Below are 24,237 nucleotides of genomic sequence, written 5' to 3'. Positions count from 1 at the left end.
GTGGGCCTTTTAGGCCGAGGCCGGCAAAAGAGGCTTTCAGCCGCAGAACAAACCACCAGTTCACACTGGTGGTTTTGATTTTCCAAAAATGTCTTCGAGTTCTAAGACGACCTACCTCGGTACCAGGTTCAAACATTCGAGGAGGAATTAACATGCAAAAAGTAGATAAAGAGTTTTCATTACAGCCTGTACCACAGGCAAGTCGGAATGGTTTCTGGAAAATGTTCATGCTCATGATGGGATTAACATTTTTCTCGGCGAGTATGCTTTCGGGTGGACAACTAGGGATGGGGCTGACATTTACGCAATTTATTTGGATTGTTTTAGCTGGTAATTTATTACTTGGTATCTATACTGGGGCACTTGCTTTTATTGCGGCGAAAACTGGATTATCTACACATTTGCTTGCGAGATATGCTTTTGGTGAGAAAGGCTCTTATTTATCATCGTTTTTATTGGGAATTACGCAAGTAGGCTGGTTTGGTGTTGGTGTGGCGATGTTTGCTGTACCAGTTCATGCGGCAACTGGGATTAATATGTATCTACTTATCGCGATTTCTGGTATTTTAATGACAGCTACAGCCTTCTTTGGTATAAAGGCTTTGACAGTTTTGAGCTTTATCGCTGTCCCTGCAATTGCGCTTCTAGGTGGTTATTCTGCACTCAACGCGACAAATGCAGCCGGAGGAATTGAGGCGCTAATGGGCTATCAACCGGCAGAAACGATGGGATTAGCGGCAGCGTTGACGATATGTATTGGATCCTTTGTTAGTGCTGGGACGCTGACTCCGGATTTCGCTCGATTCTCCAAAACGAAGCGTACGGCGGTATCAACTACGGTAGTGGCGTTCTTTATCGGTAACTCGTTCATGTTTTTGTTCGGAGCAATTGGCATGTTTGCGTTTGGGCTGGCAGATATTTCTGAAGTAATGTTCGTGCAAGGATTAATGCTGCCTGCTATCTTCGTTTTAGGGTTGAATATCTGGACAACGAATGATAATGCCTTGTATGCATCAGGACTCGGATTTTCAAATATTACAAAGATCGCTAAAGGGAAGCTTGTTATCGTTAATGGTATAGTTGGTACCATAGCTGCAATGTGGTTGTTTAACAATTTTGTTGGATTCCTTACAATACTAGGATCTACTTTACCATCGATTGGTGCGATTATTTTAGCGGACTTTTTCATCCTAAGAAGAGGCAAATATCCGGCATTTGAAACGATGCGATTTAAAGCAGTTAACTGGATTGCAATTGCGGCTTGGGTTGGAGGAATTGCTGCAGCAAATCTATTGCCAGGAATTCCGCCGGTTAATGGAATTATTGGGTCTGGAGTACTCTATTTAGTAGGAATGGTTGTTGCTGAAAAAGTAGCTGCAAAACCTGCATTAGAACAAGTAAGTAAAGGAGAATTAATTTCGTGAGCATTAAAAAAGCAAAGCTAAGAGGCAAAGAAGGTTTATGGGATATAGAAGTAGTGGACGGAAAAATTAGTAAGGTCTCTCCTCACACAGAAACAGTTGATGATCGTAACGTACTGGATGTAAATGGAGCACTCGTGCTTCCTCCATTTATTGAACCACATATACACTTGGATACAACGCTCACTGCTGGTGAACCTGCGTGGAATCAAAGTGGTACGTTATTTGAAGGAATCCAACGTTGGTCTGAGCGTAAGAAAACATTAACAATAGAGGATGTTAAAGCGAGATCAAAAATGGCATTGAAATGGCAAATTGCACAAGGGATTCAGCATGTGCGCACACACGTTGATGTTACTGACCCAGATCTGACAGCTCTAAAGGCCATGCTTGAAGTGAAAGAAGAAGTTGCACCCTATGTCGATTTGCAGCTTGTTGCTTTTCCTCAGGAAGGAATTCAATCTTTTCCAAAAGGAGTTGAATTGCTTGAAGAAGCATTGAAAATGGGGGCTGATGTCGTTGGTGGTATTCCACACTATGAATTTACCAGGGAATATGGCGTAGCCTCTATGAAAACAGCTTTCGATCTAGCGGAAAAATATAACCTGCTTGTCGATATTCATTGCGATGAAATTGATGATGAGCAGTCACGCTTTGTGGAAGTTGTTGCAGCTGAAGCATATGAACGCGGTCTTGGATCTCGTGTAACGGCGAGTCACACAACAGCAATGGGTTCTTATAATGATGCATATGCATCCAAGCTATTTCGTATTTTAAAAATGTCAGGAATTAATTTTGTATCGAATCCTCTCGTCAACATTCATTTACAAGGTCGTTTCGATACGTATCCAAAACGCAGAGGGTTAACAAGAGTGAAGGAATTACAAGCAGCTGGTATGAATGTGAGCTTTGGACATGATGATATTTTTGACCCGTGGTATCCGCTTGGTACTGGAAATATGCTGCAAGTATTGCATATGGGTATTCACGTGGCGCAGTTGATGGGCTATGAGCAAATTGTAAATTCAATCGATATGATTACTGCAAATAGTGCTAAAACACTACACATTGAGGATCAATATGGGATCGAAGCTGGAAAGCCAGCTAACTTAATCGTATTAGATGCTGAAAATGAATATGAAGCAATACGAAAGCAAGCAAAAGTGCGATACTCCATCCGTAATGGAGCAATTATTGCAGAAACAAAACCAAGTGAAACGACTGTCACTTTGGATAAAACGGAATACGTAGACTTTAATAAGGCATAACCATTTGTGGTTATGCCTTTTGGCTTGACTTTGGATGATGAAAAAGGATCCAAAATAATGGATGCGAAGGGCAAATTAACAGCGCTCGAGGTTAAAATCTGCATTCCAGTAATTTATAATGCACTATATGTTTGTTATAATGAATGCATTGTTTAAAATAGGAGTGTCTGAGATTGTTGAAATTAGGAAAAATTATTATGCATATAGCTATATTATATGGAATCTTTTTAATCGGGAACTGGATTCAAGTAACGTTTCATTTGATAATCCCTGGTAGTGTGATTGGAATGATTCTTTTATTTATATTGCTTTACACGAAAAGCATAAAGGTAAGCTGGATTGAGGATGGTACGCGATTATTTGTTAGTCATTTAACATTATTCTTTATCCCTGCAACAGTCGGTATCGTGAACTATTTGCAGCTTTTTTCAGGTAAAGGAATTCTATTAATCATCATTGTACTTATAAGCACGGCACTTGTTATGGGGATATCTGGCGTTGTCAGCCAGTGGTTTGTTAGAAAGAAGGAATTGCATCATGAATAATATTATAATAGGTTTGTTAGCTATTATCGGAACATTAATCGTCTATCTTTTCATGTGGAAGCTGCACCGCAGGGTTTTGCTTCCAGTTACATTGCCAATTTTTCTAGGGTCTATTGTTATTGTTCTGGTATTACTTCTTTTTCATATTGACTATGATACGTATATGATTGGGGGCGAATGGATTAATCAACTGCTTGGTCCGGCAGTAGTTGCATTGGCCTATCCGCTTTATCAGCAGCGTGATCTTCTCAAACGGCTATTTGTTCCGATTCTGATGGGTACCATTGTCGGTGCTGTTGTTGGAATTATGTCTGGTGTTTTGCTTGCGAAATGGCTTGGAGTTGAAGAATTCATTATTTATTCATTAGTGTCCAAATCGGTTACGACCCCTGTTTCGATTGTGATTGCCGACTCCTTGGGAGGTGCAATGCCTCTTGCGGCAGTTTTTGTTATGATTGCAGGAATGGGTGGTGTGCTGATAGCGCCATTTATATTTAAGGCTTTTAAAATTGATCATGTCATCGGGCGTGGAGTTGGAATTGGAAGTGCATCTCATGCAATTGGTACAGCTCGAGCGATGGAGGACGGACCATTAGGTGGGTCAGCCAGTACGGTTGCAATGGTGTTAAGTGCAATAATTGTATCGATCATCGCACCGATTCTAGCTGTATGGATGCTATAAATCTCAAACAGAATCTTTGATAAATTGGATCTGCTTTGAAATAATGAAGAAGGTTTCCAAAATCTATCGTCAAAGGGGATGTACAAATGAAGGTTTTAGTAATCGGAGCAAATGGTCAAATTGGTAAACATCTTGTACGTTTACTTCAAGAAAGTGAAGAGCATACGGTAACAGCGATGGTTCGAAAAGAAGAGCAAGCAAAGGATCTAGAAGCATCTGGAGTCGATGCTATTCTAGCTGATTTGGAAGATAGTGTAGATGCACTGACCCAAGCCGTAATCGAATCAGGTGCTGAGTCTATCATTTTCTCAGCGGGATCAGGCGGAAGTACTGGACCGGATAAAACATTGGTCATTGACTTAGATGGAGCAGTTAAATCGATGGAAGCAGCAGAAAGAGCAGGCATTGATCGGTTTGTGCTTGTCAGTGCTATCCAGGCGCATAATCGAGAAAGTTGGGCAGATAGTCCAATTAAGCCATATATGGTTGCAAAGCATTATGCAGACAAGGAACTGGTGGCTAGTTCTCTAAACTATACGATTGTAAGACCTGGTAATCTATTAAATGAACCTGCGATAGATAAGGTTTCAGTAGCAGAAAACTTAGAAAGAGGCGCTGTCCCAAGAGAGGATGTAGCCAAGGTATTGATTGCTACGTTAACAGAAGAAGCTACGTATCGGAAAAGCTTTGATTTAGTTTCAGGTGAATCAGCAATTGCGGATGCGATTAAACAATTATAAAATGATTTGAAATTTTTAGCAGATGTATGCTAAAATAAAAATAGAATATTTCTTTGACATCTGTCAAAGGGGAGTAGCGGTGGAATCAATTGATTCCAAAATAAAGTCGTCATTACATGATGGATTCCATCATCGGCTTTATTGGCAGAACATGCTAAGCGAGACCTTTGCCCAATCATGGGTTAGGTCTCGCTTTTTTTGGGTAAGTAGGAAAGTATAAAACTATCTTACTTACATAAGTGCAACTGAGGTAAATAAGGGAATGTAAACATACTTATTTGCATGATAGAGCATCTAATCCAATGGTTGATGAAACAGATGAGGCATAACAGCCCAACTTATTAAGAAAACAGATATACAAAAAACATGTTCATGAATAATGTCTTGCTTCCAAAGACAATCTATTCGTAGCGAATTGAACAGTAAAAAGGAGTCCGTTCATGTTGGAATTTTACCGAAAAGACACTGAATCTGTATTAGAAGCTGTAGAGTCATCGGAAAATGGGTTAACTGCTGATGCTGTAAAAGCGAAGCTTGAGCAAGATGGCTACAATGAGTTAAAAGACAGAGAGAATGTTCCAACTTGGAAGCTCTTTCTAGAGACGTTTAAAGATCCGATGGTTATCGTTCTGCTAGTAGCGGCTGGAATCCAAGTTGTATTGGGAGAAATTGCGGAGTCACTCATCATTTTCCTCGTCCTACTCATTAATTCCGTTATTAGTGTCGTACAGACGAAAAAGGCGGAGAGCTCCCTAGATGCGTTGCGTGATATGTCTGCACCAGAGGCAAAGGTAATTCGTAATGGTCAGGCACAAACGATACCGGCACGGGAACTTGTCCAAGGGGACATTGTAACACTTGAGGCAGGTGATTATATTCCTGCTGACGGCCGAATTATCGAAAGTGGCTCGTTAAAAGTAAATGAAGGAATGCTCACTGGTGAATCGGAAGCAGTTGAAAAAAGCACCGATGCAATTGGCGAAGATGTGACACTTGGGGATCGTATAAATATGGTGTTTAGCAGCTCGCTTGTTGCCTATGGTCGTGGCACCTTTGTTGTAACAGGTACCGGGGAGCAGACGGAAATTGGGAAAATAGCTGAAATGATTTCTACTGCCGAAGAGAAGCAGACACCATTACAACGGAAGCTTGAGTCGTTTAGTAAAAAGCTAGGCGTTGGAATTTTGCTGCTTTCCATCTTAATCTTCGCTGTACAGGCTCTGCGTATTTGGTTTGGTGGTGCAGATGTAGACACGAGTACAGCCATTTTAAATGCCTTAATGTTCTCGGTTGCGATAGCTGTTGCGGCAATCCCGGAAGCATTATCGTCAATCGTTACGATTGTGCTCTCGGTTGGTACGAATAAAATGGCGAGACAGCATGCGATCATCCGCAGGCTTCCTGCTGTAGAAACGCTTGGCTCGACCAGTGTCATCTGTACAGATAAAACAGGTACATTGACACAAAATAAAATGACCGTAACGGATTATTTTATTCCTGGTGAATCAGACAGTGAACTTGCTGCGGATCCAGAGAATTGGAATAAATCGGAGCGTCTGCTCGTGAATACAGCAGTGCTTTGTAATGATTCCTTTATTAATAGTGATGGTGCGGAGATTGGGGATCCAACAGAGGTTGCCCTTATTAATTTCTCGAATAAAAATAACAATGCCTATGAAGCAGTTCGAGAGAAGTTTGAGCGTAAAGCAGAATTGCCATTTGATTCAGATCGCAAATTGATGTCCACGGTACATAGCATTGACGGCGAAACAACCATGCTGACAAAAGGCGGTCCGGATGTTATGTTCAACCGTGCCAGCCATGTATTGTACAAGGGCAAGCAAGAACAGGCAACAGATGAATTACTGGCATTATTTGAACAGGCGAATGAAAGCTTTTCAGATCAAGCATTGCGTGTACTGGCATATGGATATAAACGCTTAGCCGATGGGCAAACGGATATCACGGAGGAAGATGAGAAGGATCTTGTGCTAATCGGTCTCACTGCGATGATTGATCCGCCGAGAGAGGCTGTCTACGGTTCGATTGAAGAAGCGAAAAAAGCTGGTATTCGCACGGTAATGATTACTGGTGATCATAAAACAACGGCACAAGCAATTGGCCGAGATATTGGACTAATGGGTGACGATGATATTGCCTTGACTGGTAAGGAGTTAGATGCCCTATCAGATGAAGAATTAGATAGGAAGCTTGAGCAAATCGCGGTTTATGCGCGTGTTTCTCCAGAAAATAAAATCCGAATTGTCCGTGCGTGGCAGAAGAAGGATAAGGTCGCTGCTATGACAGGTGATGGGGTCAATGATGCACCAGCACTAAAACAGGCGGATATCGGTATTGCAATGGGAAGTGGAACTGACGTTGCGAAGGATTCTTCGGCGATGATTTTAACCGATGATAACTTTGTTTCGATTGTCAATGCAGTTGGTGTTGGCCGTACCGTGTTTGACAATATTAAAAAGGCAATAGGGTACTTGTTTGCGGGGAATTTAGGGGCGATTATCGCGATTCTCTATGCCGTTATTTTCAATCTGCCAAATCCATTTACGGCATTGCAGCTTCTGTATATTAATTTAGTAAATGACTCGCTTCCGGCAATTGCATTAGGAATGGAAAAGTCAGAGCCTGACGTGATGGAAAGAAAGCCGCGCCGGACAAACGAAGGCATTTTCACACGGGATACGTTGCAGGCAGTCATTACACGAGGGCTATTGATTGGAATCGCCGTTATTATCTCCTTCTATATCGGATTGAGCGATTCATCTGAAATGGGAGTAGCCATGGCATTTACAACACTCATTTTATCCCGTACATTGCAGACTTTCGCAGCAAGGTCGAATACGCAAACAGCGTTTGGAGCGGGATTCTTTAAAAATAAATATGTCATTGGGGCCGTGTTCCTTGGGTTTATCCTCTATGGCATAACAACCCTTCCATTTGCCCGTGATGTATTTAATATTCCACAAAGCTTTGGCTGGAACGAAGCTTTAGTTGCAACAGCTCTTGCTATTGCAGCGGCAGTGCTCATGGAAATCGTAAAAGTTACATTCAACCGTTTCTCAAAAAATAAGTAATAAATAAGCCATGTGTCCTTTCGAGGTTGCATGGCTTTATTCATTGCTAGGCAATCATTTACCTCTCTGAATAAAAATATTTTATTTTTCACAAAAAAATTTAAAAAAACTATTGAATTATTATACAAATTAATGCATAATAATTCATTAACAGCACAAAGTGAGAGGGGAAACGAAAATGGTAAAGGAAAAAATCGTCTTAGCATATTCCGGAGGTCTTGATACTTCCGTTGCAGTGAAATGGTTACAGGATAACTATCATTATGATGTGATTGCAGTGGCGCTAGATGTTGGTGAGGGGAAAGACTTGGAGTTTGTTAAGAAAAAAGCGCTAGATGTTGGTGCAATCAAATCGTATGTGATTGATGCAAAAGAGCTTTATGCAAATGAATATGTATTACCAGCATTACAGGCAAATCTATTATACGAAGGGAAATACCCACTGATTTCTGCGCTATCTCGTCCGTTAATCGCTAAAATACTTGTCGACATTGCAGAAGAAGAGGGAGCTGTAGCGGTAGCGCATGGCTGTACCGGAAAAGGAAATGACCAAGTGCGTTTCGATGTTGCCTTTACTGCTTTAAACCCAAATCTTAAAATTGTTGCACCGGTTCGTGAATGGGCAATGTCCAGAGAAGAAGAGATTGAGTACGCACAAGCACATGGAATTCCAATTCCGATTGATCTCGATAACCCGTACAGTATTGATCAAAATCTCTGGGGACGTAGTAATGAATGTGGCATCTTGGAGGATCCGTGGGCAGAAGCACCAAAGGATGCGTTTGATTTGACGGTAGATCCAGTTGATGCACCAGATGCACCAGAAGTTATCCAAATTTCATTTGAGCAAGGGAAGCCGGTAGCATTGGACGGAGAAGAGCTTCCATTGGATCAGCTCATTTTACAACTCAATGAAATTGCTGGAAAGCATGGTGTTGGACGAATCGATCATGTGGAAAATCGTTTAGTAGGTATTAAATCAAGAGAGATTTATGAAGCACCTGCTGCTACAACATTAATTGCGGCTCACCAAGAGCTAGAAGCACTCACATTACCGAGAGAGGTTGCTGAATTTAAACCAATGATTGAACAAAAGCTTGCACAAACGGTTTATTATGGCTTGTGGTATTCACCGCTGACAGAAGCGCTTCAATCATTTGTAGAAAAAACGCAAGAGTATGTATCAGGAACTGTTAAAGTGAAGCTGTATAAAGGGCATGCGCAAGTTATCGGACGTGAATCCGCAAACTCACTCTATGACTTTGACCTTGCAACATACAACAAAGCCGATGCATTTGACCATGAGGCAGCACTTGGATTTATTAAACTATGGGGATTGCCAACAAAGGTTCATGCTTCTGTGAATGGAACAGCGAAGAAAAAGAAATCGATTGAAAAAGTGAAACTTGACGTAAAGGAAGCTGTTAAATCGTGAAATTATGGGGTGGACGTTTTACAAAACCAACGAATCAATTAGTGGATGAATACACGGCATCCATCAGCTTTGATAAAAAACTAGCAACCTATGATATTGAGGGAAGCCTTGCTCATGTGGCAATGTTGAAGGCATGTAAGATTATTCCTGCAGCAGATGCAGATAAAATTGCCGAAGGTCTGCAAATCGTTCTAAAGAAAATTGAAGCCGGAGAAGCTGAACTTAGTGAGGAACATGAGGATATCCATATGAATGTGGAGAAGCTCCTCATCGAGGAAGTGGGAGCTGTTGGTGGTAAGCTTCATACTGGCCGGAGCAGGAATGATCAGGTAGCTTTAGATATGCGCTTGTATTTACGCGATGCGATTGGTACAGTCATTCAGCAGCTTATCGATGTCGAGAAGGCTTTAATTAGCCAGGCTAAGGCAAATCTAGACACTGTTATGCCAGGGTATACCCACTTGCAGCGTGCTCAGCCTGTCTTATTCGCGCATCATATGATGGCCTATGTTTTCATGTTCCAGCGTGATATGGAGCGTCTAACCGATAGCTTGAAGCGGGTCAATAAATCCCCGCTTGGAGCTGGTGCCTTGGCAGGGACAACATTTCCGATTGATCGGCAATTCGTCGCTGACAAGCTAGGTTTTGACGGTATTTGTGAAAACAGTTTGGACGCAGTAAGCGATCGTGATTTCGTCGTCGAATTTTTATCGAACGCTTCGTTGATCGCGATGCATCTTTCTCGCTTATGTGAAGAGCTTGTTCAGTGGTCCAGCGCAGAGTTCAACTTTATTGAGCTGGATGACTCCTTTACAACAGGAAGCAGCATGATGCCACAGAAAAAGAATCCCGATGTAGCAGAACTCGTCCGTGGGAAAACGGGGCGTGTTTACGGTCATTTAATGGGGATGCTGACAACGCTGAAAGGTCTTCCGTTAGCCTATAACAAAGATATGCAGGAAGATAAAGAGGGCATGTTCGACACGTTTGAAACATTAAAAGGTGCACTCGCACTATTTGCGCCAATGATTGAGACGATGCAGGTGAAGCAGGAAAATATGTACCAAGCTGTGACGAACGACTTCTCTAATGCTACAGACCTTGCCGATTATCTTGTTGGAAAAGGGATGCCATTTAGAGAGTCACATGCGGTTGTTGGGCAGGTTGTATTAGCTTGTATTAATAACGGAAAGTATTTACTCGATCTAACGCTTGATGAATTCCAATCGTACTCCGCGTTAATCGAAGGAGATATTTTCGATGTACTGAAACCAGAAACGGTCGTCAATGCACGTGACGTTGCAGGTGGTACGGCGAGAAAGAGCGTAGAGGTACAGATTGAGCAAGCATTGGCAGTCATGGAAGAACTAACATTACATGAATAGGTAGCTATATAAAAAGCACTTGAATATGTTTATTCAAGTGCTTTTGCTAATGTGTGGACATGCGCCAGACTGACATTCTGAAAAATATTAACTACATGTGTATAATAGGGGTAAGCAACAAATAAGAAGCAAGCAAATACGTTAGGAGCTATACATAATGAAACTTATTGCATCAGATTTAGATGGTACGCTGTTAGATGAAGAAGGCGTTGTAAGTGAAGAGAATATAGCAGCGATTCAAAAAGCAATTGACCATGGTATTCGATTTGTAGTAGCAACGGGAAGATCTTATGATGCTGCCAGTACACCGCTAAAGCAAGCTGGGATTACATGTCCGATTATTAGCTTGAATGGTGCAGTCGCTTATACAGAGGATAAAAAACTAATTCGAACAATCCCGATGGATAAATCTGTTGCCAAGCAGGTATTAGGGGCTTGCCGTGAAGCGGATATGTACTTAGAGTTCTTTACGAGTAATGGAATTTATTCGGTAAGTAAGGAATATTTCTTAGAAGTACTTGTCGATATTATGAAATCAGCAAACCCAAATGTAGCTGAGGCAGATATTCGTAAAAAAGCAGAACTACGTTTTCAGGCTGAACCCGTTCAATTCATCGCAGATTATGATGAAATATTTGCTGTTGAAAACTTGGAAATCTATAAAATTCTTGCCTTTTCACTTGATAAAGAAAAGCTAAAGAATGTACGTACACAGCTTGCGGGGGGAGCGGGTATGGCAATTACTTCGTCAGGTGATATTAACTTGGAGTTTAACCATCAAGATGCCCAAAAAGGAATCGCATTAAAGCATCTAGCAGAAAGCATGGGAATTGGCATGGCTGATGTGATGGCCTTAGGTGATAACTGGAATGACGCAAGCATGCTTCAAGCAGCCGAGCGAGGCGTTGCAATGGGAAATGCATCCGATGAAATTAAAGCGCTCTGTTCCTATACAACCAAAGCAAATTATGATCATGGTGTTGCTGATGCTATTGAGGAAATGTTACAGGAAAGAAAAAATAAACGACAATAATCGATCCAAAGCCCCCGCGAACACTACATTAATGGGGGCTTACTTTATGCTATCCGGCTGGAATCTGTATGGGAATAAAATCCATAAGTAAACACTTGCAATAAAAAGCACAATCCACTATACTGAAATCAATAGTTTAAGGATTGTTACTGTTTGGCAGGCAAGACCTGGATTGATTAATGTTATGGGGATAAGTCTATCTATAATATTAATGAATTCAGGTTTTTTTAAATTCTTGAAGGAAAAGTGGTAAGGATGAAAATAATAAAAGTATTTAATAATAATGTCGCCTTAACAAAGGATTCCAACCAAACTGAAATGGTTGTTATGGGCAAAGGACTTGCCTTTCAGAAAAAAATTGGTGACCAAATAGATACAGAAAAGATAGAAAAAAACTTTATCGCTCCTTCCGAAGGATTTGCAGCCAAGCTATCCGAGCTTTTAGATGAAATTCCGTATGAAGTAATGGTTCTTTCAAAGGATATTATTGACATGGCAACAAAGGAATTGCAAACTGAATTGAGTGAGTCACTCTATTTATCGTTGTCAGATCATATCCATTTCGCACTGATCCGGTTAGAAGATGGATTACCCATTAAAAATGCGCTACTGTGGGAAGTTAAGAAGTTTTATAAGCAGGAATATCAAGCAGCAACTAAAGCGCTGCAGATGATTGAAGCTAGAACTGGGATTCAGTTGCCTGAGGATGAAGTAGCATCGATCGCTTTGCATTTCCTCAATGCTAGGCAGGATAGCTCAGGGATGGAAGAGACATTAAAAATGACGCAGATTTTTGGGGATGTAACGAACATTGTAAAATATCATTATGGCATTAACTTTGATGAAGATTCAATGAATTATAGCAGGTTTATAACGCACGTACGTTATTTTGCTTATCGTATGTTACGTGGAGAGTTGAGTGATGACCAGCATGGCACATTGTATGAGCAAGTAAAGCAACAGTACCCTGAAAGCTATGCATGTACAAAAAAGGTACAAGCTTACTTAAAACCTACGTATCAAATGCAAATGACGAAAGATGAGCTAGCCTATTTTATGATTCATATTCATCGGGTATCATACAGAGAAAAAAATATATAAACTTTAGGATTGTTACTGTTAAGCAGGCAAAACCTGGGGAGAATACAATTAGCTATTTGTCTAACTGTGTTCTTTTCGGGTTTTTTGTTTTTTATAGAATTGAAAAGGAGGAAACATATTGGATAATAAACAATTAGGAAATAAAATTATTGAATTAGTTGGTGGAGAGGAGAACGTTAATTCCCTCGTCCATTGTGCGACCCGCTTGCGCTTTAAGCTTGCTGATAATAGCAAAGCTGAGCAGGATACATTAAAGGATTTACCTGACGTGCTCACCGTCGTGGAAAAGGGAGGGCAATTCCAGGTTGTCGTTGGGAATAAAGTAGGAAAAGTATATACCGAAATCATGAATAATCATTCTATTAGTGCGGGTGATGGTGGAAATAATCAGGAAAATAAGAGCAAAGAAAAGGTCGGAGTAGTATCGAGAGTCTTTGAATATATCTCTGGTACGTTCTCGCCGCTCATCCCAGCACTTGCTGGGGCAGGTATGATTAAGGCATTACTTGCTGTACTATCTCTGTTAAATTGGATTGATGTGGAAGGAACAACGTATGCAGTATTAAATGCAGCATCCAGTGGCCTATTCTATTTTCTGCCGATCTTTGTAGGAATTTCTGCAGCTAAGAAATTAAATGCAAATCCATTTGTCGGTGGTACGATTGCAGCTGGCTTACTTGATCCGAATTTTACTGCATTATTAGCAAGCACGGGTGATGTAAGTTTTATGGGTATCCCATTAGTTATGTCGGATTATGCATCGACTGTATTCCCGTTATTGATTGCGATGGCAATCTATGCACCTATAGAGCGCATTGTTAAAAGATACACACCAGACACGATTCAATTATTCTTTGTACCAATGATTGGGATTTTGGTTATGGTTCCATTAACTGCCTTAATTTTTGGTCCATTTGCTCAATATATAAGTGCAGGTATTGGTTCTGGTATCACATTCTTGCTTGATCTGTCAGCAATTGTTACAGGTATTCTGATTGCTGCGATATGGCCATTCCTTGTTATTTTAGGTGTGCATTGGGGAATTGTGCCAATTATGATCGACAACTTCTCTCGCGGTGGCGATATTATCGGACCGATTACTGCAGCAGCTACATTTGCACAAATGGGGATTGCATTCGGGATCTTCCTGCGTGCAAAAAATAATAAAGATTTACGTTCCCTCTCCTTTGCTTCTACCTTGTCAGGTGTTTTCGCAGGGGTAACCGAACCGATTCTTTATGGATTGATTTTACGCTATAAAAAACTAATGCCATTAGTATTAATTGCTGGTGCAATTGGTGGTGCGATTGTTGCTACCTTTGATGTAAGGGTATTTGGATTCGTGTTTAATAGCTTCCTGACAATTCCTGCATATTCACCGATGATAGGCTATATTTTCGGTGTTGGAGCAGCCTTTGTTGCTGCAACGATTTTAGCCTTTATTTTTGGCACAGAAGGTAAGAAAAAAGGTATTGAACCAGAAGCGGAAACGAAGGCAGAAATGAAGATGGAAGAAACGCCTGCGATGACCGAAAAAGATGTGAAGGAAAGAAACGAACTAACGACACCACTCACTGGTGAAATGATTCCATTAGAAAACATTGACGATCCTGTCTTCTCAAGTGGAGCTATGGGTAAAGGGGTAGCAATCGAACCATCAGATGGTGTTGTGGTTGCTCCGTTTGATGGAAAAGTAGTTACGATTTTCCCAACCAATCATGCAATTGGCCTTGTTAGTGAAACCGGTGTTGAATTGTTAATTCATATTGGGCTGGACACCGTGCAGCTTGAAGGAAAGCATTTTACAGCACATGTTGAAGCCGAAACAGTTGTTAAAAAAGGACAGAAATTAGTAACGTTTGATATAGAAGGAATCAAGCAAGCTGGCTATCAAACGACAACGCCTGTAGTTATAACAAATACTGCTGAATATTTAGATGTTTTACCAACCGATTCAAGACATGTTGTGTTAGACGACGCAATCATTACCGTCGTTAAATAATACATTTATTCTAAAAAAAGAGGAGAGATATTATGTCACAAATTCAAGCGCAATTTCCAAAAGGGTTCTTATGGGGTGGTGCAACTGCTGCCAACCAAATTGAAGGTGCATTTGATGAGGACGGAAAAGGCTTATCTGCTGCTGATTTTGTAGAATATATTCCAAAAAGTGAACGGACAAAGGATAATGCGATGGAAATTACATCGGAGCAAATTCGGAAAACATTAAGCGGAGAATCAACTGCAAGACATCCGAAGCGTGAAGGAATCGATTTCTATCACCGCTATAAAGAAGATATCGCTTTACTTGCAGAAATGGGCTTCAAGGCATTTCGTCTTTCTATTCATTGGTCAAGGATTTTTCCAAATGGTTATGATGAAACACCGAATGAAGCAGGATTACAGTTTTACGATAATGTATTCGATGAATTAGCAAAATACAATATTGAACCAGTTGTTACGCTCTCCCATTATGAGACGCCTTATGGCTTAACGGAAAAATATAATGGCTGGGTCGGTCGTGAAACGATTGATCATTTCGTTCGTTATGCGGAAACAGTGTTTACACGTTATAAAGAAAAAGTGAACTACTGGATGACTTTTAATGAAATCAATATGATCACAATTAGCCCATTTACTGGTGGTGGGGTTTTATCCGACAAAGAAGAAAACCCGATGAAAGCGAAATACCAAGGGTTACATCATCAATTTGTAGCAAGCGCACTAGCAACAAAGAAACTGCATGAAATTAATCCAAATGGGAAAATGGGCTGCATGCTTGCGCGAATGAGCACGTATCCGAATACGCCAAATCCAGAGGATGTATTGAAGGCCCAGCAGGACAATCAAGCGAATCTATTTTTCACGGATGTCCATGCACGTGGGGAGTATCCGAAATACATGGAACGTTTCTTAGCTGAAAATGATATTCAAATTGCTAAAGAACCTGGTGATGACGCGATTTTGAAACAATATCCAGTGGATTATGTTTCCTTCAGTTACTATATGTCCTTGTTATCCTCTGCTGCGCCAGAAGGAGAACGTACGGAAGGAAATCTGATGAATACATTGAAAAACCCATACTTGGAAGCATCTGAATGGGGATGGCAAATTGACCCGATTGGTCTGCGAGTTGCATTAAACGAATTATACGATCGTTACCAATTACCACTCTTCCTAGTAGAGAATGGACTAGGTGCCTACGATAAAGTGGAAGCAGACGGATCAATCCACGACGATTACCGTATCGATTACTTGAAAAAGCATATCGAGCAAATGAAGGAAGCAATCGGTGATGGCGTTGACTTAATGGGTTACTTAGCATGGGGACCAATTGATCTCGTGTCCATGTCAACGAGTGAAATGTCTAAACGTTACGGATTCGTGTATGTCGACAAAGATGACGAAGGAAACGGAACATTAGAAAGAAGTCGTAAAGATTCCTTCTTCTGGTATAAAAAAGTGATTGGAAGTAATGGAGAAGAATTGTAATAGCATGACAGCTTGTCTTTAATAGATGAGAATGTCGGGGCAAAACTTTAGAAAATGAATAAATCTCATGAGATCAAAGTTAAATTGATTTCATGAGGTTTTTATAGATTCAGCTAAATCTGTAGAAACAATTGTACTCCCAGAACCAGTATCTATTAAAACACGTTTTAAATGAAGAGAATGACCTTCAAACTCTCATTGCATCTGGAGAATTAGAGAACTTCTCCAATGGAGTGATCTCTTCTAGAATGCGTTCACTGTCTTTATTCGTATAAGCTTGGACAGCTTCAATCAAGACCCACTGATCAGGAAAATCTTGTCGTACATCTTTCCAATTCATTCTATACACCTCCATAATGTTACTTTTAAGTTTATCAGATAGGGAACGAATACTTAATAGTTAACTAGCTTTGCTAAAAATATGTTTTTATTTACGGAATGTACCTTATGACTTCCTTTAATTTGAAAGTATTTTTATATACATTCCTCTCTTTGCTTTTTCATAAGCAGTTTTATTCATTTCAGCCACTTTTTTGGAAAGAACAGATGCCCGAACGAACGTATTTCCATTAAGAACGGAAGGGTCAATCAGTCTTATCTTATTTTTACGGTGAAGGTCGAACTGATCCATATCTTCTTTTACATTTACATTTTGATTTAGTTTTTCCAATAGGATCTGTATTTCTTTATTTTTAGACGACCATAGCTTCTGGATAAGCCCATCATCATCTTTTAGAAAATCATCAAGGTTAATAATTTCTTGAGCTAATGCCAGTTTTAATGTTTTTGCTAACCTATCATAGCCGTATATATTTAATGGATCCATGAAGAAGTCTATCACTTCTTTATAATACGTTTTCACAAACCATTCAGCAATATCAATATTTTGAAGATATATTTTCCCATCAACAACGGTTAAATCACTTAAAAATTTGTGAACATCGACTAATGATATCTGACCATATTCAAACATATCACGCAATGTATAATCTACTCTGTCTGCACATAATTCTGGTGCTGGTTGTTCAAGTAAAGTCCATTTTGTATCGTCAAGTAATATATCCTCATAGTTGTAATGGTACTTCTTCAAAATAGTAGGGATTTCAGACTCTTGAATAATAGAATCATATATTGTTTCATGATAGTCTTCTTTTTTATTATCAAAGACAAAATCGACAACATGAGAGAATGCTGTATGGGATACGTCATGTAATAATCCCGCAATTTGCTCCTCTAATGAACCACCAAGTTTTCTAATCAAAAGCATTACTCCGATTGAATGATCAAATCGAGTTACATTCCACTTTTCATTGACTAAGTAGCTTGCTCCTCCTTGGTGAATCCCCTTTAATCGTTGAACTGGTTTACTTACTATCAATTGTTCTAATACGTGCTCTACTTCAAATTCGCCGTATAGTTTATCTGAAATAATCAATGGAATCCCCCTTGCTCAAAATGGTAGCGTCTAGTGTGTTTAATAATATTTATTTACAGTATTAAATTCATGATGAACTGTTCACCAATAGGTCCAACTTTTCTCTTCCCTGTATCTTGAAAACCAACCCTTTTATATAATTGCTGGGCAGTTATATTTTTATGATTAACAGCTAAGATGATTTCATTACAATTCGGAAATTCAGCAGATACAAACTGCTTGAGTAGATTCATCGCTTGTTTTGCATAGCCTTTTCCTTGTTGTGAGTGATTTATTGAAAAGGAGGTTAACAGCATAGCATACTGATTATTTGAATACGCTTTTACTCGGTCAGTTGAATGTAATATAAAGAAGCCAACCGGTTCGTTATGATTAAGGATAACAATACGATGCTGACCTTCTGAAACATCTACGAAATTTATTGGTAATGAAGTAAACTGTACTTGATCTTTAGGGAGTTCAAAAGAATGCAACAAATCTACGTGTTCATTTGAAAAATGCCTTAACTCTATATAATCAGTTTTTTCCATTTTTATTCCTCCATCAGTTATTTACAGACTATCATTAGAAATAACATTTGATAAATATTCTTTCGTTTTCTCGTGATTTGATTTTTATTGACATGCAAATTATGTATAATAAATATAGTGCATAAGGTTTTTCGTGGGTGGTGGCTCACTCCTGTGAGGGGGTGATGCCAATGACGACTTTTGAAACGCTAGTTCTCATGATGTCTTTTGGGACGTTGATTATAGCGATTCTGTCATTTGATCAAAAAAAATAACCACCCCAGCCTAGCAAGCAATTAGGTGATTATTTTTTATCCTGTTGTGAGCTGCCCCCTTGAAGGGCTATTGCACAAACCGTTTGGTGTTCGAGCACCAAGCGGTTTTTATATTGTATGAATATCTATATATAGTATACCCGATTTTTGACAAAATGAAAACAATCACTATAAAAGTTATTATTTTTCATACTGTGGCTTTTAAATAAAGAATGATTATTTCAGTAAACCTTATTCGACTAAACGTCGTTAGTTTAATGCTATAATATATATAATCAACACTAGAAAGGATGGATACATATGGCTAAAAAATATATCGGTTTTGCAGGCACATATACACGTGAAAGCAGTGAAGGGATTTATCGTTTCGTCCTAGACGCAGAGGCAGGGAAGCTTCAGGCGGTAGAGGTGGCGGCGAAAGTTGGTAATCCGACTTATTTGGCAATTAGTGAGGATAAACGTCAGCTTTACTCTGTAGCACAAGCGGACAAGCTTGGTGGTGTACATGCTTATGAAATAGAACCGGATTCAGGTGAATTGCGTTACGTCAATGAGAAGCTGGAAGAAGGGGCGCCTCCATGTCATCTTGATATTCAAAATGGTGTGTTAGTTACAGGAAATTACCACAAGGGAACGACTGATTTATACCAAGCACATCATCCAAGTAAGCTTGCGCTAAAAGGTACAGTTCAGCATGAAGGGCATGGACCGCACGAGCGCCAGGAAAAGCCACATGTCCACTATACCGCGCAAACGCCAGATGGCAGGTATGTCATGGTCGCGGATCTTGGTACGGATGAGCTTGTGACATACAAAATAGAAAATGAAGCGCTTGTAAAAGTAGCGACACTTCATGTAGAACCCGGCAGTGGTCCAAGACATCTTGCGTTTCATCCGGATGGCAAGACAGCATACTTAATGACAGAACTAAGCTCTGAAGTGATTGTGCTTGATTACAATGCAGATCAAGGAAGCTTCACTGAAAAACAAAAAGTAAAAGCTATTCCAGCGGATTTTAACGAGACAAATGACGCGAGTGCCATTCATGTTACATCGGATGGGAAATTTATTTATACCGGAAATCGTGGTCATAATAGTATCGCTGTATTCCGAGTTGATGAAGAAACCAAAGAGCTCACACTAGTTGAAATCACATCAACGGGTGGAGATTGGCCACGTGACTTTGTACTTGATCCAAGTGAAGCGTTTATCGTTGCGTCCAATCAGAAGTCAGGTAACCTTGTATTATTTGGTCGTGACGGGGAGACGGGCAAGCTAACTCAACTTGATTCAGTTGTAGATGTTCCAGAAGTAGTATGTGTGAAGTTTTTAGGGTAATTTATTTTAACAAAGGTCAGCCACAGAAGAAATGTGGCTGACCTTTGTTAGATGAATCATCTATTTAAGAGGGAAGTAACTGCAGTTCTAATCTCTAAGAATTAAATCTGCACGGAAAGTCATATACAAGCGAGGAAAGGAAATGCTGGTGTCTATGGGGCAACAAGATACACTAAAAGAAATATAACAGTACAACAACGAGACTAATACTTACCTTAGCAAGAAATCGCACGGTGCACCTCCATCATTCATGATGTATCTATAGATACATCATACTGTAAAATGATGAAGTACTTGTGAAGCTGGCGTGAAGTTTGTGTAAATTTTATCACGAAAAAAGGAATCAGCTAATTATGGCCGATTCCAATTCCAATTCGTAATTAATGGCGCTTACTCAACCAAAGGACACCAGATTTCGCAAGTCGTGGTAAGAAGCCGGTAAATGGTAATTGCATCATATTACCGAAGCCATCGGACTTCCCTAAAGACCCAAGTGTACCTTTTAGCTTAATTTCCTTTGGTTTCTTTGGCGCTTTGTCATGCAAGATAGCTAATAGGATATCCGCAATTTGTTCACCTTGCTGGCCAGCTAACTGGGCACTAGGTGAAAATTTAGAAGCTGCACAGTCACCTAATACATATACATTTGGTTGTGCTGGAACTTGATAAAAATCATTAACGATAACCTTTTCCTGAATATCTTTTTCAAATGGCAGCTCACGTACCAAATAATTTGGTCTAACACCAGCAGTCCAGATGGTTACGTCATTTATGAAACAAACGCCGTTGTTACAAACGCCATCCTTCTCCACATACTCAACACTTGAATTATGTATGACATCTACATTATTTGCGATAAACCATGATTCCACATATTGCTGAATTTTGGAATCAAACGCTTTTAACACCGTTGAACCACGATCTAATATTCGGATATTCAAATCAGGTCTGCTTTCGCGGATTTCGGAAGCAACTTCGATTCCGCTTAATCCTGCACCAACGATTGTTACCTTCCCATAAGCACCTAAATTCCCAATCGCAACCCCAGTTTCACGTGCTTTCGCAAATGTTTGAACACTTTTCGTGAATTCCTCTGCTCCTGGGATACCATGGTAATTATCTTCACAGCCAAGCCCAATAACTAAATAATCATAGGAGATTGTATCATTTGGATCCTCAAATAAAATTTGTTCATTTTCTGTATCGATTTTCGTAATTTCATTAAAAACGTAGTGAACACGTTTGTCATCTGGAAATTCAACTCGTACACCTTGATCTGCAACCGTACCTGCTGCAATCGTATAAAATTCTGTTTTTAAGGAGCGAAATGGGTTCCGATCAACAACGGTAATATGTAGATCCTCCGGTAAATACTGGTCCAGTAAGCCAGTGAGGATTTTTATACCACCATATCCGCCGCCTAAAATAACTAACCTTTTCACTTGAATAACCCCCTAAGTAATGAAACACTTTCTGCCGGTCCACCTATTAGATTACCAAAGTTGTCGGTAACTGTCATCATCTGAATGAAATTGGATATTTTTTCGTGTGTATATAGCGCAAATACGCTAGAATGGAAGTAAACAATATAGGGGGGAATGGAGATGGAACAGATTCAATATGCAATTCAAGATGAATATGGTGAAGACTATGCTTGGTGCTATGGGTGTGGCAGATTGAATCAAGAAGGACTACGTTTAAGAACAGGCTGGGAAGGTGATCAAACCGTTACGATTTATACGCCGAAAAAGGAGCATACCGCAATACCTGGATTTGTATATGGAGGCTTACTTGCATCACTCGTTGATTGTCACGGGACCGGATCTGCTTCTTTAGCATTGCATCGGAAAAAAGGACATGAGCCAGGTGATGGTGTCGAACCTCCTCGATTTGTTACGGCATCATTAAATCTTGATTTTCTAAAGCCTACTCCACAGGATGTTCCCTTAAAAGCGGTTGGAACGATCGAAGAAGTACATCCGAATAAATGGAAGATACATACAGAGGTATTTGCTGGTGAAACTCTCTGTGTAAAAGCCGTTGTGGTAGCAGCAGTAATGCCGAAATCATTTACTGCAGGTTAAGAGAAAAATTATTAAGAAATACATTAGAGGAGGACGATGATGCAAAAGCTAAATACAAATTCTCTCCTAGACGTAATCGGAGAACTTTTCTCTGATGAGATTTCAATTGCAGTTTCAACGACAACGGAATACATTTACTACCGCCCGAGTAAACGGATCGACTTGAAGATTCAACCTGGTGACCCGATTAAGGAAGGGACGCTTGCACATAAAGCAATCATCTCAGAGCAAAAGGTTTCAAAGTTTATTAATCGGAATGTGTATGGTGTTCCATACCATGGAATGGCTGTCCCGTTTCATTTTGAAGATAGGCTGGAGGGCTGTGTTCTGGCTATTTACCCAGCATGGACAGAAGGAAAATCAGTCGTTACGGTAAAAAACGATGATGGATGGAGGCCGATATCGTTTACGGATGTAATGTATTTGGAGGCAAAGGACCGAAAAACGCATGTTTTTGCGGATAACTACTCTGGAACACATTCCAATACATTACAGCAATTTGAATATATGCTACCTGTAGAGTCGTTTATTCGTTGCCATAGGTCATACATTGTGAATGTTCATCATATCAAAGAAATTTATCCAGATACGCATTCCACATTTTTACTAGCGATGACCAATGATGTAACAATCCCTGTAAGTCAATCCTATGCGAGTTATTTTAGAAAACTGTTAGGGTTTTGATGATTCTTGCTGGTTTATCTAAAAATATAAGTGCTTTAATCAAAAAATAGCTATTTCCCTCTTAATTTTCCGAAACGTTTGGCTATTACGTTAGAATAAGTATAAATAACTGAAAAAAGAGGGATGTTTTATGGGGGAGAAATTAAAGCGCATACATCCCCAACAGCTTCGGGAGCGAGTCGTGTCCGCAGTAGAAGCTGCATCATGGATCCATGATGGAATGACATTGGGGTTAAGTGGGTTTACTCGGGCGGGTGATGCGAAAGCGGTACCAACAGCATTGGTGGAACGCGCAAAGAATGGGGAAGCATTCAAAGTGAATGTGTATACGGGGGCTTCACTCGGTTCAAACATTGATAAAATGTTTGCTGAAGCTGGAATTGTTGGAAAAAGGTTACCATTCCAGGCAGAACCTGCGATGCGAAATGCGATTAATACAGGGGAGCATCTGTTTGTGGACCAGCATTTATCACATACATCCGAATTGCTACGTGCAGATGTTATTGATCGCATAGACTACGCAATACTTGAGGGTATCTCGATTACAGAGGATGGGATGCTCATACCATCCACTTCTGTTGGGAATTCCCTTTCATTTGCAGAAACAGCGGAACATATTATTGTAGAGCTGAACACGGCACAGCCGGAATCTTTAGAGGGCTTACATGATCTTTATAGTCCAAAAAAGCAAGGAGATCGGGATCCGATTCCGTTAACGAACGTCGATGAGCGAATTGGAATAAAGGGAATTCCGCTTGATTTTGATAAGGTGAAAGGGATTGTCTTCACACATCAAGAAGATTCTCCATCAACGATTGTTCCTCCAGATGAAGAAACAAAAATGATGGCAGATCATCTGTTAGACTTTTTACGTGCTGAAATGAAAGCAGGCAGATTAACAGAAACGCTTATGCCGCTTCAATCGGGAATTGGTTCAGTTGCCAACGCCGTGTTACATGGGATGATTGATTCGGAATTCGAGGATCTGGTTGTTTACTCCGAAGTGTTGCAGGATGCGGTATTTGATTTAATTGATGCTGGTAAAGTCACGTTTGCATCCGCATGTTCACTAACATTATCGGAGCAAAAGATGAAACAGGTTTTCGGTGAATTTGACAAGTACCGAGAGAAACTTATTTTACGACCACAGGAAATTTCCAACCAGCCAGAAATTATTCGCAGACTTGGGCTTATTTCCATTAATACAGCATTAGAGTTTGATATTTATGGAAACGTAAACTCGACGCATGTTAGTGGTACGAAAATGATGAATGGAATTGGTGGTTCTGGAGATTTTGCGCGAAATGCAAAGCTTGGGATTTTCGTTACAAAATCGATTGCAAAAGAGGGAGACATTTCGAGTATTGTTCCGTTCGTGTCACATGTCGATCACACAGAACATGATGTGGATGTAGTAGTGACAGAACAGGGCTATGCAGATTTGCGTGGACTAGCTCCACGAGAGCGTGTACCACTCATTATCGAAAACTGTGCACATCCGATGTACCGCGAGCAGTTATGGGATTACTATCAAGAAGCACTTGAGCGTGGAGGGCAGACCCCTCATGTGCTGGAAAAAGCATTCTCATGGCATACGAGCTTTAAAGAAACAGGTACCATGCGTCAGCTGGTGGACGCACTTATGGAACAAAAGTAAGATGAAACATTTGGGGTTCTATATAAAGAGAAAAACACATGAGAAGAGGGCAGACTTCTCA

At 40.1% G+C, this 24,237-nt stretch carries 21 protein-coding genes and 1 riboswitch; of the genes, 17 read left to right on the top strand and 4 right to left on the bottom strand.

The genetic code is table 11. The annotated features are described in order from the left end of the window. The first annotated feature begins 152 nt into the window (after positions 1 to 152). The 12 genes from codB to F1560_RS14300 all read left to right on the top strand — a co-directional run bounded on the left by codB (position 153) and on the right by F1560_RS14300 (position 16,194). The gene (codB, locus tag F1560_RS14355; protein ID WP_149475320.1) at positions 153 to 1,424 is read left to right on the top strand and encodes a cytosine permease; all 1,272 of its coding nucleotides are present in this window, start codon (positions 153 to 155) and stop codon (positions 1,422 to 1,424) included. Then, positions 1,421 to 2,689 (top strand): cytosine deaminase, encoded by a 1,269-nt coding sequence (locus tag F1560_RS14350; RefSeq protein ID WP_149475319.1) that lies wholly within the window; start codon positions 1,421 to 1,423, stop codon positions 2,687 to 2,689. The genes codB and F1560_RS14350 overlap by 4 nt, the downstream gene beginning before the upstream one ends. 173 nt (positions 2,690 to 2,862) lie before the next feature. Further along, entirely contained in the window at positions 2,863 to 3,234 is a 372-nt protein-coding gene (locus F1560_RS14345) for a CidA/LrgA family protein (protein ID WP_187773735.1), read from the top strand. Continuing rightward, complete coding sequence (locus F1560_RS14340) at positions 3,227 to 3,916, top strand: LrgB family protein (protein ID WP_149475317.1); 690 nt, start codon at positions 3,227 to 3,229, stop codon at positions 3,914 to 3,916. Before F1560_RS14345 ends, F1560_RS14340 begins: the two co-directional genes overlap by 8 nt. A gap of 86 nt (positions 3,917 to 4,002) precedes the next feature. After that, positions 4,003 to 4,656: an SDR family oxidoreductase gene (locus tag F1560_RS14335; RefSeq protein ID WP_149475316.1), complete on the top strand. Its 654-nt coding sequence runs from the start codon at positions 4,003 to 4,005 to the stop codon at positions 4,654 to 4,656. 56 nt (positions 4,657 to 4,712) lie between these two features. Beyond that, positions 4,713 to 4,851, top strand: a riboswitch (yybP-ykoY riboswitch). Positions 4,852 to 5,099: 248 nt separating this feature from the next. Further along, on the top strand, positions 5,100 to 7,748 hold the full coding sequence (locus F1560_RS14330) for a cation-translocating P-type ATPase (RefSeq protein ID WP_420874404.1): 2,649 nt from the start codon (positions 5,100 to 5,102) through the stop codon (positions 7,746 to 7,748). A 178-nt stretch (positions 7,749 to 7,926) separates the two neighbouring features. After that, positions 7,927 to 9,183 (top strand): argininosuccinate synthase, encoded by a 1,257-nt coding sequence (locus tag F1560_RS14325; protein WP_149475314.1) that lies wholly within the window; start codon positions 7,927 to 7,929, stop codon positions 9,181 to 9,183. Continuing rightward, a complete protein-coding gene (gene argH / locus F1560_RS14320) occupies positions 9,180 to 10,568 on the top strand; it encodes an argininosuccinate lyase (RefSeq protein WP_149475313.1) in 1,389 nt (462 codons plus the stop codon). Before F1560_RS14325 ends, argH begins: the two co-directional genes overlap by 4 nt. 157 nt (positions 10,569 to 10,725) lie before the next feature. Next, on the top strand, positions 10,726 to 11,601 hold the full coding sequence (locus F1560_RS14315; RefSeq protein WP_149475312.1) for a Cof-type HAD-IIB family hydrolase: 876 nt from the start codon (positions 10,726 to 10,728) through the stop codon (positions 11,599 to 11,601). A 255-nt stretch (positions 11,602 to 11,856) separates the two neighbouring features. Continuing rightward, entirely contained in the window at positions 11,857 to 12,702 is an 846-nt protein-coding gene (licT, locus tag F1560_RS14310) for a BglG family transcription antiterminator LicT (RefSeq protein WP_149475311.1), read from the top strand. A gap of 118 nt (positions 12,703 to 12,820) precedes the next feature. Continuing rightward, entirely contained in the window at positions 12,821 to 14,704 is a 1,884-nt protein-coding gene (locus tag F1560_RS14305; RefSeq protein ID WP_149475310.1) for a beta-glucoside-specific PTS transporter subunit IIABC, read from the top strand. Between the two features lie 32 nt (positions 14,705 to 14,736). Continuing rightward, entirely contained in the window at positions 14,737 to 16,194 is a 1,458-nt protein-coding gene (locus F1560_RS14300) for a glycoside hydrolase family 1 protein (RefSeq protein ID WP_149475309.1), read from the top strand. Positions 16,195 to 16,381: 187 nt separating this feature from the next. Here the strand turns inward: F1560_RS14300 and F1560_RS22175 are convergent, their stop codons facing one another. The 3 genes from F1560_RS22175 to F1560_RS14290 form a co-directional block, all read right to left on the bottom strand. Beyond that, on the bottom strand, positions 16,382 to 16,534 hold the full coding sequence (locus tag F1560_RS22175) for a hypothetical protein (protein WP_187773734.1): 153 nt from the start codon (positions 16,532 to 16,534) through the stop codon (positions 16,382 to 16,384). 117 nt (positions 16,535 to 16,651) lie between these two features. Next, complete coding sequence (locus F1560_RS14295; protein WP_149475308.1) at positions 16,652 to 17,629, bottom strand: HD domain-containing protein; 978 nt, start codon at positions 17,627 to 17,629, stop codon at positions 16,652 to 16,654. Between the two features lie 53 nt (positions 17,630 to 17,682). After that, entirely contained in the window at positions 17,683 to 18,159 is a 477-nt protein-coding gene (locus F1560_RS14290; protein ID WP_149475307.1) for a GNAT family N-acetyltransferase, read from the bottom strand. Between the two features lie 164 nt (positions 18,160 to 18,323). On the opposite strand from F1560_RS14290, the gene F1560_RS22765 reads away from it, so the two are divergent. Together F1560_RS22765 and F1560_RS14285 are read left to right on the top strand one after the other, a co-directional pair. Then, entirely contained in the window at positions 18,324 to 18,413 is a 90-nt protein-coding gene (locus F1560_RS22765; protein ID WP_223116405.1) for a putative holin-like toxin, read from the top strand. Positions 18,414 to 18,713: 300 nt separating this feature from the next. Then, positions 18,714 to 19,751: a lactonase family protein gene (locus F1560_RS14285; RefSeq protein WP_149475306.1), complete on the top strand. Its 1,038-nt coding sequence runs from the start codon at positions 18,714 to 18,716 to the stop codon at positions 19,749 to 19,751. A gap of 380 nt (positions 19,752 to 20,131) precedes the next feature. Here the strand turns inward: F1560_RS14285 and F1560_RS14280 are convergent, their stop codons facing one another. Beyond that, entirely contained in the window at positions 20,132 to 21,193 is a 1,062-nt protein-coding gene (locus F1560_RS14280) for an NAD(P)/FAD-dependent oxidoreductase (RefSeq protein WP_149475305.1), read from the bottom strand. A gap of 162 nt (positions 21,194 to 21,355) precedes the next feature. Between F1560_RS14280 and F1560_RS14275 the strand changes: the two genes are divergently transcribed. The 3 genes from F1560_RS14275 to scpC all read left to right on the top strand — a co-directional run bounded on the left by F1560_RS14275 (position 21,356) and on the right by scpC (position 24,176). Then, positions 21,356 to 21,835 carry a PaaI family thioesterase gene (locus tag F1560_RS14275; RefSeq protein ID WP_420874403.1) on the top strand — a complete coding sequence of 160 codons (480 nt, stop codon included), beginning with the start codon at positions 21,356 to 21,358 and terminating at the stop codon, positions 21,833 to 21,835. A 39-nt stretch (positions 21,836 to 21,874) separates the two neighbouring features. Next, a complete protein-coding gene (locus F1560_RS14270) occupies positions 21,875 to 22,519 on the top strand; it encodes a LytTR family DNA-binding domain-containing protein (protein WP_149475303.1) in 645 nt (214 codons plus the stop codon). Between the two features lie 130 nt (positions 22,520 to 22,649). Next, positions 22,650 to 24,176, top strand: coding sequence for a succinyl-CoA:acetate CoA-transferase ScpC (scpC, locus tag F1560_RS14265; protein WP_149475302.1), 1,527 nt, complete (start codon positions 22,650 to 22,652; stop codon positions 24,174 to 24,176). Positions 24,177 to 24,237: the final 61 nt, after the last annotated feature.

This window comes from Oceanobacillus polygoni, from assembly GCF_008304605.1.
GTDB classification, from domain to species: domain Bacteria; phylum Bacillota; class Bacilli; order Bacillales; family Amphibacillaceae; genus Oceanobacillus; species Oceanobacillus polygoni.
The sequence above is the reverse complement of the archived record's forward strand: the minus strand, read 5'-3'. Positions and strand labels throughout refer to the sequence as shown.